Origin of the sequence: Acinetobacter sp. PC34 (assembly GCF_051789135.1) — a bacterium.
GTDB lineage: Bacteria > Pseudomonadota > Gammaproteobacteria > Pseudomonadales > Moraxellaceae > Acinetobacter > Acinetobacter johnsonii.
Genome location: NZ_CP196664.1, coordinates 1,352,845 through 1,364,257, shown reverse-complemented (window position 1 = coordinate 1,364,257; position 11,413 = coordinate 1,352,845). Strand labels below are relative to the sequence as shown.

The 11,413-nt window shown below is 41.7% G+C and carries 10 protein-coding genes; 7 read left to right on the top strand and 3 right to left on the bottom strand.

Annotated elements, in window-relative coordinates; translation table 11 throughout:
• Positions 1-16 precede the first annotated feature (16 nt).
• The 7 genes from betI to ACSC9N_RS06600 all read left to right on the top strand — a co-directional run bounded on the left by betI (position 17) and on the right by ACSC9N_RS06600 (position 8,999).
• The gene (gene betI, locus ACSC9N_RS06630) at positions 17-643 is read left to right on the top strand and encodes a transcriptional regulator BetI (protein WP_094148203.1); all 627 of its coding nucleotides are present in this window, start codon (positions 17-19) and stop codon (positions 641-643) included.
• Positions 636-2,108 (top strand): betaine-aldehyde dehydrogenase, encoded by a 1,473-nt coding sequence (gene betB / locus ACSC9N_RS06625; RefSeq protein ID WP_094148202.1) that lies wholly within the window; start codon positions 636-638, stop codon positions 2,106-2,108. Before betI ends, betB begins: the two co-directional genes overlap by 8 nt.
• Positions 2,109-2,228: 120 nt before the next feature.
• On the top strand, positions 2,229-3,893 hold the full coding sequence (betA, locus tag ACSC9N_RS06620) for a choline dehydrogenase (RefSeq protein WP_094148201.1): 1,665 nt from the start codon (positions 2,229-2,231) through the stop codon (positions 3,891-3,893).
• Positions 3,894-4,475: 582 nt separating this feature from the next.
• Entirely contained in the window at positions 4,476-5,501 is a 1,026-nt protein-coding gene (locus ACSC9N_RS06615) for an IS30-like element ISAba125 family transposase (RefSeq protein ID WP_004994718.1), read from the top strand.
• Positions 5,494-7,110: a malate dehydrogenase (quinone) gene (mqo, locus tag ACSC9N_RS06610; RefSeq protein ID WP_131230405.1), complete on the top strand. Its 1,617-nt coding sequence runs from the start codon at positions 5,494-5,496 to the stop codon at positions 7,108-7,110. Before ACSC9N_RS06615 ends, mqo begins: the two co-directional genes overlap by 8 nt.
• A gap of 72 nt (positions 7,111-7,182) precedes the next feature.
• Entirely contained in the window at positions 7,183-8,457 is a 1,275-nt protein-coding gene (locus ACSC9N_RS06605) for an MFS transporter (protein ID WP_439036124.1), read from the top strand.
• Between the two features lie 56 nt (positions 8,458-8,513).
• Complete coding sequence (locus ACSC9N_RS06600) at positions 8,514-8,999, top strand: hypothetical protein (RefSeq protein ID WP_094148198.1); 486 nt, start codon at positions 8,514-8,516, stop codon at positions 8,997-8,999.
• Between the two features lie 81 nt (positions 9,000-9,080).
• Here ACSC9N_RS06600 and rodA read toward each other — a convergent pair whose 3' ends face one another.
• From rodA to ACSC9N_RS06585, 3 genes are all read right to left on the bottom strand, one after another.
• On the bottom strand, positions 9,081-10,217 hold the full coding sequence (gene rodA, locus ACSC9N_RS06595; RefSeq protein WP_004696637.1) for a rod shape-determining protein RodA: 1,137 nt from the start codon (positions 10,215-10,217) through the stop codon (positions 9,081-9,083).
• Positions 10,218-10,331: 114 nt separating this feature from the next.
• Positions 10,332-11,051, bottom strand: coding sequence for a 2-C-methyl-D-erythritol 4-phosphate cytidylyltransferase (ispD, locus tag ACSC9N_RS06590; RefSeq protein ID WP_094148197.1), 720 nt, complete (start codon positions 11,049-11,051; stop codon positions 10,332-10,334).
• Positions 11,011-11,412 (bottom strand): septum formation initiator family protein, encoded by a 402-nt coding sequence (locus ACSC9N_RS06585; RefSeq protein WP_010326966.1) that lies wholly within the window; start codon positions 11,410-11,412, stop codon positions 11,011-11,013. Before ACSC9N_RS06585 ends, ispD begins: the two co-directional genes overlap by 41 nt.
• Position 11,413 lies beyond the last annotated feature (1 nt).

Genomic DNA, 11,413 nt, shown 5'->3' with positions numbered 1-11,413 from the left:
ATTGTTCTGGATTGTCATGAATAAACGTAGAGTAAAACCTGAGCATGAGCGCCGTGAAGAAATCATTAATGCTGCCTATGCAGTCATTTATGAAGTGGGCTTATCCAACACCACCATTGCTCAAATTGCGAAAAAAGCACAGCTTTCTACGGGCATTGTGAGTCATTATTTTGGTGATAAACAAGGCCTCATTCACAGTTGCATGCGCCAAATGCTCAATGTCTTAGCCGAGACCACGGCAAGCTATAAGGCAAAGGTGGTGCAGCCCAGTCCGGAACATTCGCTCAAAGCCATTATTGATGCCAACTTTGACATCAGTCAGGTCAACAACACTGCTATGCGGGTTTGGCTGGATTTTTGGTCTGCCAGTATGCACCTACCCAACTTAGGTCGCCTACAACGAATCAATGACCAACGTCTTTATTCAAATTTGAAGTTTCATTTCTTGCAGCTCATGCCGAAGTCACAGGCAAGCCCAGCCGCTAAAGGGCTAGCAGCACTGATTGATGGATTATGGTTACGTGGAAGTTTAAGTGGTCATCAAGCATTTGATCGTGATTTGGCACGTTCTATTGCATACGACTATGTCGATATGCAACTTCGCTTAATTCAACAGATACGGCAGGAACAACAAAATGAATGATGTACAGCTTCACTCGCTTTATATTCACGGACAATATGTCAATGCCACCAGTGGTCAAACCTTTGACAGTATCAATCCTGCCACAGGTCAAGTCATTGCTACCATTCAACAAGCCTCTAAAGCTGATGTCGATGCAGCCGTGCACAGTGCTGTAAAAGGGCAGCGTGAATGGGCTGCCAAAACAGCGGTCGAACGTGTCCGTATTTTACGTCGTGCCGTCGATATTTTACGCGCTCGTAATGACGAGTTAGCACGCCTAGAAACACTGGATACAGGTAAAGCGTTCAGTGAAACCTCTACCGTCGATATTGTCACTGGTGCAGATGTTTTAGAGTACTACGCAGGACTTGCAACTGCCATTCAAGGTGAACAAGTGCCACTACGTGAAAGTAGTTTTTTCTACACGCGCCGTGAACCTTTAGGTGTGGTGGCAGGCATTGGCGCTTGGAATTATCCCATCCAAATTGCACTTTGGAAATCAGCTCCAGCCCTCGCTACTGGGAATACCATGATTTTTAAACCCAGCGAAGTGACCCCTCTTACCGCCTTAAAGTTAGCAGAGATCTATACTGAAGCAGGCGTACCTGCTGGGGTTTTCAACGTAGTACAAGGTTTGGGTGCTGAAGTGGGTCAATGGTTGACTGAACACCCAGATATCCAAAAAATTTCGTTCACAGGTGGTGTGGCAACGGGTAAAAAGGTCATGGCCAGTGCTGCAGCTTCTAGTCTCAAAGAAGTCACCATGGAGCTCGGTGGCAAATCACCTCTGATTATTTGTGCCGACGCCAACCTTGACCGCGCAGCCGATATTGCGGTGATGGCAAACTTCTTTAGCTCAGGTCAAGTATGTACCAATGGCACCCGTGTGTTTGTACCACAAACCCTCAAGGCTGCATTTGAACAAGCAGTGATTGAGCGTGTAAAACGTATCCGCATAGGTGACCCGATGCAGGCTGAAACCAACTTTGGACCTTTAGTCAGCTTTCCCCATATGGAAAAAGTCTTGTCTTATATTGAGTCGGGCAAACAACAAGGTGCGACCTTACTGACTGGTGGACAACGTGCCACTGAAGCAGCGCTTGCTCAGGGCGCATATGTATTACCGACCGTGTTCACCGACTGTCATGACGACATGCACATTGTGCAAGATGAAATCTTTGGTCCGGTCATGAGCATTTTAAGCTATGACAGTATTGAAGAAGCTATTCAACGTGCCAACAACACCAGTTATGGTTTAGCTGCGGGTGTGGTAACACAAGATATTTCCCAAGCGCATCGCATTATTCATCAGCTTGAGGCAGGTATTTGCTGGATCAATACATGGGGCGAATCCCCTGCTGAAATGCCTGTAGGGGGTTATAAACAGTCAGGAGTCGGACGTGAAAATGGCATCACCACACTTGAACACTATACCCGTATCAAATCGGTTCAAGTTGAACTGGGCGAATACCAAAGTATTTTTTAAAGTCTGAATTTTAATTATCTAAATCCTTACTTCCTTTTTATTTATTCTTTTTTTCATCCTCAACTCAACATGTAGCCACGTTCTCATGCAACGTGGCTCTGCCATAGAAAAAGGATCATTATGCATTCTCAACACTACGATTATATTATTATTGGCGCAGGTTCTGCGGGTAACGTACTGGCTGCTCGTTTAACCGAAGACCCCGATGTTTCAGTGCTCTTACTCGAAGCAGGTGGACCTGATTATCGTCTCGACTTTCGCACTCAAATGCCTGCCGCTTTGGCTTATCCTTTACAAGGTCGTCGTTATAACTGGGCGTATTTAACCGACCCAGAACCTCATATGAATAACCGCCGCATGGAATGTGGTCGCGGCAAAGGCTTAGGCGGTTCGTCCCTCATTAATGGCATGTGCTATATCCGTGGTAATGCCATGGACTTAGAACAATGGGCTAGCTTGAAAGGCCTTGAAAATTGGAGCTATGCCGACTGTCTGCCTTACTACAAAAAAGCAGAAACCCGTGATATTGGTGGCAATGACTATCATGGCGATGCTGGCCCTGTTTCTGTCGCCACGCCTAAAGCAGACAATAATGTTTTATTCCATGCCATGGTTGAAGCAGGTGTGCAAGCAGGCTATCCACGCACTGATGATTTAAATGGTTATCAACAAGAAGGTTTCGGCCCAATGGATCGAACCGTAACCCCCAAAGGTCGACGCTCAAGCACTGCACGTGGCTATTTAGATATGGCCAAAGGTCGAGCGAATCTAACCATTATCACCCATGCCATGACCAATCAAATTTTGTTCAATGGCAAACAAGCGATTGGTGTTGAATATATTCAAGGTGCTAATCAAAACAACTTGCTTCAGGTCTATGCCAATAAAGAAGTCCTACTCTGTGCTGGAGCGATTGCATCACCGCAAATTTTGCAACGTTCGGGTGTGGGTTCAAGCACCTTACTTCAATCTCTCGACATTCCAGTGGTGCATGACTTACCGGGTGTCGGTGAAAACCTGCAAGACCATTTAGAAATGTACTTACAATATAAGTGTAAGCAACCTGTTTCTCTCTACCCTGCTTTAAAATGGCAAAATCAACCTGCAATTGGTGCAGAGTGGTTGTTTAACGGAACAGGGATTGGAGCAAGCAACCAGTTTGAAGCAGGTGGCTTTATTCGATCCTCCAAAGAGTTTGCTTGGCCAAATCTTCAATACCACTTCTTGCCTGTTGCAATTAACTATAATGGCAGTAATGCCGTCAAAGAGCATGGCTTCCAAGCCCATGTCGGTTCGATGCGCTCACCTTCACGCGGTCGAGTACAGGTAACATCTAAAAACCCTTTCGACCATCCAAGTATTTTATTTAACTACATGTCGACCGAACAAGACTGGCAGGAATTTCGTGATGCTATCCGGATTACTCGTGAAATTATGAACCAACCTGCACTTGATCCTTATCGAGGCGAAGAAATCAGCCCTGGAAAAGATGTGAGTACCGATGCTGAATTAGATGAATTTGTGCGAAATCACGCTGAAACTGCTTATCATCCATCCTGTAGTTGTAAAATGGGCGAAGATGATATGGCAGTAGTCGATGGACAAGGTCGTGTGCATGGCATGCAAAATTTACGTGTTGTTGATGCATCGATTATGCCGCTGATTATCACAGGTAACTTAAATGCAACCACCATTATGATGGCTGAGAAAATCGCGGATCAAATACGTGGTCATCAAGCTTTACCACGTTCAACTGCTCCATTTTACCGCGCCGAAATCACATAACTCTTAATGGTGTAAAACCTGACCTTTTATTCAACTTTAGAATAATTAGGTCAGGCAATTATTCATATTTTCTAAAACACCATAATCACAACTTGCTTTATCTTTAGGACTTACTTTCCATCTCAACTTATACATTTAAACGTTAAAAAGATTATGCTCTTGTATAGATATTCAACGTCTGTATTTTAAATACAGAAATTATACCTAAATAAAACTCAATAAAAACAAGAGCTAAAAACAAACATCACTGATATTTATAATTCAACCCAAACCATTTACAATAAAAATTACTAAGTCAATACATATTTAGTCTAAAATACCCATAAGTCAAGATGCGTGATAGCTTAAAAAGTTAAGCTTTGGCTACTTGAGATTTTAAGTATTACTTCAATTCTGCCAAGCTAATTTTTTACAAGCACCTCTATCACCATAATTGTTATTTTCTCTTCGCTATAAAGCGATCCAAAACCTGCTCCCCAAGGTCATAATCGCATGAACAAATTTTTAAAATACCTTTTGGTATTAATCGGCAGAGTAAAACTTGAAGTGCGACATAAACCACCTAATTAATTTAAAGGGTTTATGGAGTATATAAAATTGTCATACCATCATCTTAACTTTGAAGATCGTACTGCATTAATGCTTGAGTCAAGAAAAGAAGGCTTTTCAGCCAGAAAATTTGCTGAACTCATTAAAAGACATCCTAGTACGATCTATCGTGAGCTTAAAAGAAATAGCATCAATGACGTTTATCAAGCTCGATATGCTTCTGATAACACCTTCGCTAGACGTAGACGTGGTCACAGAAAACTCAAAATCGATTCAATCCTCTGGAAATTTATTGTTGAAGCGATCCGTTGTTTATGGTCTCCTCAGCAAATAGCAAAGCGTTTAAAGACATTTCCTGATTTGGATCAAACAATGAATGTAAGCCATACAACGATTTATTCAACGATACGAGCATTACCCAAGGGTGAGTTGAAAAAAGACTTATTATCCTGTCTGCGTCATGAAAATAAAAAGCGAAAAGCTAACGGTGAACCTAAAAAAGATTCTATATTACAGGATATTAAAACTATTCATGAGCGCCCAGCCGAAGTTCAAGAAAGAAAAATACCGGGTCATTGGGAAGCTGATTTAATTAAAGGTAAAGACAATAAAAGTTCGATAGCAACACTTATTGAACGAAATACACGGCTCTGTATCTTGGCAACATTACCTGATGCAAAGGCAGAATCAGTGCGCAAGGCTTTAACTGAAGCTCTGAAATATTTACCTGCAGAACTGCGTAAAACGTTGACCTATGACCGTGGACGCGAGATGTCAGAACATAAAATACTCGAAGAAGATTTAGGCATAGATGTATATTTCTGTGACCCACATTCACCTTGGCAAAAAGGCACATGCGAAAATATGAATGGTTTAATTAGGCAATATTTACCTAAAGGGATTGATTTAAATCAGGCAGATCAGCATTATTTAAATCAAGTTGCCATGTCACTGAATACTCGTCCTAGAAAGGCGTTAGATTGGCTTACACCATTAGAGAAATTTGCTCAGCTTGTTGATTATCATATGGCTTTTGAAACTGTCGCACCTCATGTTTGAATTCGCCATCGTACTGCTTATTATTGCAGTCGTAATTTTCTTATTTAGACCTATCACGTCTAAAAAAATTCAAACCACCAGCAATGAGCCTGTTGTTGACGCAGTCCTAGTTGGTGGTGGCATCATGAGCGCAACCCTAGGCACATACCTTAGTGAACTTGAGCCAAACTGGCAAATTCGCATGTATGAACGCCTAGATAAAGTTGCACAAGAAAGCTCTAATGGCTTCAACAATGCAGGCACAGGTCACTCTGGCTTTATGGAAATGAACTACACCTCTGAAAAAGATGGGAAAATGGACATTACCAAAGCTGTAAAAGTGGCTGAACAATTTGAAGTTGCAAAACAGTTCTGGTCTTATCAAGTCAAAGAAGGTGTTTTGGGGCAACCAAATAGTTTCATCAACCCTGTACCGCACATTGCTTTCGTTTGGGGCGATAACGTGAATTTCCTCGAAAAACGTTATGCTGCAATGGTTAAAAACCCAATGTTTTATGGCATGAAATTCTCTGAGAATCCTGCTGAAATTAAACAATGGGCACCATTGGTGATGAATGGCCGTGATGCTGCACAAAAAGTAGCTGCAACACGCATGGATGTCGGTTCAGATGTGAACTATGGTTCGATCACCACTCAATTGGTCGATCACCTTAAAAAACAATCTAACTTCAAACTACAAACATCAACTGAAGTGACTGGCATTAGCCAAAACGATGATAAAACTTGGACGGTTGCATTTAAAAACCTCACTACCGGTAAAACAGATCACGTGAAAACGCGCTTTGTCTTCATTGGTGCAGGCGGTGCAGCGGTTAAACTTTTACAAATGACAGGCTTACCAGAAGCGAAGCAATATGCTGGCTTCCCTGTAGGTGGCGTGTTCTTAATGACCGACAACCCGAAAGTCACTGAAGGTCATACTGCAAAAGTTTATGGTCGTGCTGAATTAGGCGCGCCTCCAATGTCTGTTCCACATATTGATACACGCTATATCGACGGTAAAAAATATGTATTGTTTGGCCCATTTGCGACTTATTCAAACAAGTTCTTAAAACAAGGTTCTCAGCTTGATTTATTGAAATCAACCACGAAGAACAACGTTTTACCAATGACTGCTGTGGGTATGGAAAATCTTGATTTGGTGAAATACTTAGTTAGCCAAGTCATGATGAACGATGCCGACCGTTTTAATGAATTGAAAAAATACTACCCTGATGCAAAACCAGAAGACTGGCGTATGAATCAAGGTGGTCAACGTGTTCAAATCATTAAGAAAGAACCAGGCAAACCTGCAAGCTTACAATTTGGTACCGAGATTTTTGCATCACAAGACGGTGCTGTGACTGCCCTATTAGGTGCGTCTCCTGGTGCTTCAACTTCCCCTTATATTATGTTGAGCTTGCTTGAAAAAGCATTCCCTCAGCAAGTAGCAGGTAAATGGAATCCGAAATTACATGAAATTGTAAAATCGTACCAACAAGAACTCAGCACTAATCCTGTGCTTCTTGACCAAGTTCGCCAATACACCAGCACAACCCTTGGTTTGAAATATACACCTATGGCTAAAGCTGCATATGACGAAACTATTGCGGTAGCAAAAGCACAGTAATCTGCTTTAAACCCTAAAAAGGATGGACTTTTCGCCATCCTTTTTTAATTCATATTTGAAACTATTCTGTGTATGTCGCTTTTCCATTCCGATGCTTTTTTGGCTTTTCGTTCACGTGATTTTTCACTTCTGAGTGTCAATCAGTTGTGCTTAATTCTAACCATCATGATTCAAGAAGTCGTCATTGCTTATAGTATCTATCAACTCACTCAAAATCCACTCAGCCTTGGCATGATTGCCTTAATTGAGTTACTCCCCTTTATTTGCCTCTCCCTGTTCAGTGGCGACTGGGCTGATCGCTATAACCGACAAAAAATTGTGCAGTGGAGTTTTAGCTGTAGCACTTTAATTCCCTTATTATTTATTGTTCTTTTTTCTCAGTACCAACAACAGCACATTCAACAAAATACACTTTTATGCGGCATTTATAGCCTCATCTTTTGCTTAGGCATACTTAGAGGCATTTACAGCCCATCTTTTAATTCATTACGCCCTTTTCTAACCCCAGAGTCAGCCTATAGCAATGCAGCCACATGGACTACCCTCATTTGGCAAATGGGCGGTATTTTGGCGCCCTTATGCGCAGGACTTTTACTCGGCCAACTTGGGCTTAAAAAAACTCTCTTGATTGCTTTTTTCTTATGTTGCGTGGGTAGCATCTGCTTATTCGGATTAAGCGCTCGTCAATTCCCAAGCCCACATAAACAACATTTAAGCAAAAGCTTAAAAGAAGCCTATTTGTTTATCTTTAAACATCCACTAATGTTTTGGAGTATGTTGCTGGACCTCAGCGCCATGCTTTTTTGTAGTGTCATTATCTTACTGCCTATTTTTGCACACGATATCCTTCATCTAGGCGTTGAAGGCTTAGGTATACTCAGAGCGGCCCCAGCCATTGGCGCCTGTATCATGATGTTGATGTTGACCTGTTATTCTCCGATGAAAAATGCATGGAGAAACATGCTCTATAGTAGTTTTGCAATTGCTTTGTGCACTTTGGCCTTTGCACTATCCCCCCATGTTTGGCTCTCAGTCTTCTTCCTTGTTTTGATTGGCGCCTTTGATAGCATCAGCATGATCATTCGACAAACTTTATTACAGCAACTCCCCCCAAAAGCACTATTAGGACGTGTAGCCGCTTTAAATGGCATCTTAGTGACTTCAGGTAATCAACTCGGTGCCCTACACATGAGCCTGATGACGCGCTATTTTTCGGTAGTGCCAGCAGTACTTATTGGAGGGATGCTGTGTTTAATAATCTGTGGTCTAAGCTCTACTCGTATGCGACATTTATTCAAACCATCTACAACACAACAAAAACATGCCACCGCCGCAAGAAGCGAATAGCATGTTAAGCTTCAAATCTTCTTTTAATATGATGTGAGTTTTCAATAGAGCAAATTATGAAACAGATTCTCCCCTTTTCACACACACTCTATGCCAAACTCTATTCTCTCGTACTATCCGTGTTGTTGGCTTATTGCCTATTCAATGCAATCTATAGTGTGATTATTGGTGGAAAAAGTGCGTACCTTTTCAGTGGTCTGATTTTAATATTTCAAACAGTTACTGTTTTTAAAGCATCTGTAAATAAAAAGATCTATAACTACATGGGATTGATTGGACTCATTCTAATTCTGATTTATCTCAATGATTGGAGGCTTCTTTCTCAGCCTGAAAGTATTGCCATTCTTCCCTCAGTCATACTCACCGCACTTAGCTTAGGCTATTTTTCACAGCAGCACTTGCATTTAAATCTATTGAAGGCGGCTTTAATTTTTGGGCTTTTAGTATTAGCCTATACGCAATACCATGACTTGAATACTCTGCAAAACTATTATGACAGCCTGCATACAGGCGAAACATGGCAACAATATGGTGCTTTATAAAGATCAAAAAAACGTTAGAGTTTTCCTCTTATTTTAAACACAAAAAAGCCAGCAATACCGCTGGCTTGATTCTTTTAAACTTTAGCGATGGGTATGAATTGACATCACGATACCCATGCTCGCCAGCATAGTAATCACCGCGGTTCCACCATAACTCATCAGTGGTAATGGATCACCTGTTACAGGTAAAATCCCACTGACCATCCCCGAGTTTAACAATACAAAGAAGAAGAACGTTAAGCCCACAGCACCCGCGTATAAACGCCCAAAATTATGGAAGCTGTTCATACCAATAATCAAACAACGAATGATAATGGCTGCAAACAAACTAAACAGCAAGAACACCCCAATAAAGCCAAACTCTTCCGCATACGTCGACATAATGAAGTCGGTATGGTGCTCAGGCAAATACCCTAAATGTGACTGCGTGCCTTCCGTGAATCCCTTCCCCATTAAACCACCTGAACCAATGGCAATTTTGGATTGGATAATATTCCAACCGGCACCCAATGCATCCGACTCTGGGTCAAATAAAGTGAGCACTCGCTTTTTTTGGTACTCTTGCAAAAAGAACATCCAAAGTAAGGGAGCGACAACAGCCAATGCTCCACAGGCCAAAGCAATGAGCCGCCAAGAGATACCGCTGAGGAAAATGACGCACACACCAGGAATCAAGAGACCTAGGTTTAAGTCGGGCTGTAAAGCTGCCAATAAAAACGGCAACATCATGATACCCAACGAAATCACAATATGCATAAACTTAGGCGGGAATGCGCGGCCTGCAAAGTACCACGCCATCATCAAAGGCATGGCAAACTTCATAAACTCAGAAGGCTGCATGCTACCAATACCTGGTAGACTAATCCAACGTCTGGCTCCCATGCGGGTTTCGCCCACCACCAAGACCAATACCATTAAAATCACAGCGAAGATGAAAAAATAAGGACTAATGGCCTGATAGACTTTGGGTGGGATTTGCGCACAGATAATCATCACAATGAAGCCCACAGCAAAGCTTGTGGCTTGGCGAAACACCATACCCATATCTTGCGCTGAAGCACTATAAATGACCAACAATCCCAACACGGCATTTAAAATCAGAAAGCATAAAAGCCATGGATCTAAATGCAATTTAGCCCAGCGAGATGAGTCATGTTTAATGCTTCTACCGTCACGTAAAGACTGACGTAAAAAACGATACTGCTGTGATGGTATCATTTGCGTAAATTGAATGAGCTAAAGACAGGGCAAATTATAAGTTCAAAGTGTTTTAGATAACATCATTCAAACCCATATTTCTGTAGTTTTAGCTCAATAAATCCAAATAATTTTTTATTGTGCCGCCAAAATCAGGCGTGCAAGCTCAAGGTCATCTGGATAGGTAATTTTAATATTATCGGAGCGCCCTTGTACAACTTGAACCTTTTCACCAACAAACTCTAAAGCACTGGCTTCATCTGTAATTAAGGCTTGTGCCTCTAGTGCATGCTCAATTGCTTTTTTCAGCACCCCCAGTTTAGCAATCTGCGGAGTTTGCGCCTGCCAAAGTTGTGAACGATCAACCGTTTCTTGAATATCTTGCGCTGAGATCACACGCTTTAAAGTATCTCTAACAGGAATAGCTAAAATCGCCCCTGTATTGGACTGAATAGCCGTACTAACCAGTTTTAATAAACAATCCTGCGTGACACATGGACGTGCTGCATCATGCACAAAGACCCAGTCGTCAGCATCAGCGATTGTGGAAAGATAATTGAGCGCATTGAGCACTGAGTCTACACGCTCAGCACCACCTTCACAAAAATGTGCTTTTTCAATATTGGTAAAGGGTAAACTTTGAGCAACATCATCATCTAAACCAATCGCCAAAACATAGCCCTGCAAGGGCAATTGATTAAGACGTAAAACCGTATGTTCAAGTACAGTCTTTTGTCCAATCATTTGATATTGTTTTAGTTCAGTTTTAGAAAAGCGACTACCCGAGCCAGCAGCAGGAATAATAGCCCACAATTTATGGGGTAGCTGGAGGGGTTTCAGGCTCATCGTCTTCATTGGTTCGCAAATCAATTTGGGCGTTAGGATCAATATAAACAGGCTTATATTGAGTACTGATAGTACTCATTTGAATAAACGTTTCTCGAGGTTTGATTAAACCCAAGTCCAAGCGCGCATGCTCTTCAATGGCTTCAATACCATTTTTCAAATCATACACTTCTGCCGCCAAGACACGATTACGTTCTTTTAAGTCGTTATTAATTTCAGTTTGTTGTTGGATTTTTTGTGTGAGTTGTAAATGGTCTTGATAACCACCCTCACCAAACCAGTATAAATACTGAAACCCTGCGATCAAAATGATCGCAAGGCCTAGTAGTACTTTACTCATCAACGAGTCGAATACATTGAACATTGACATC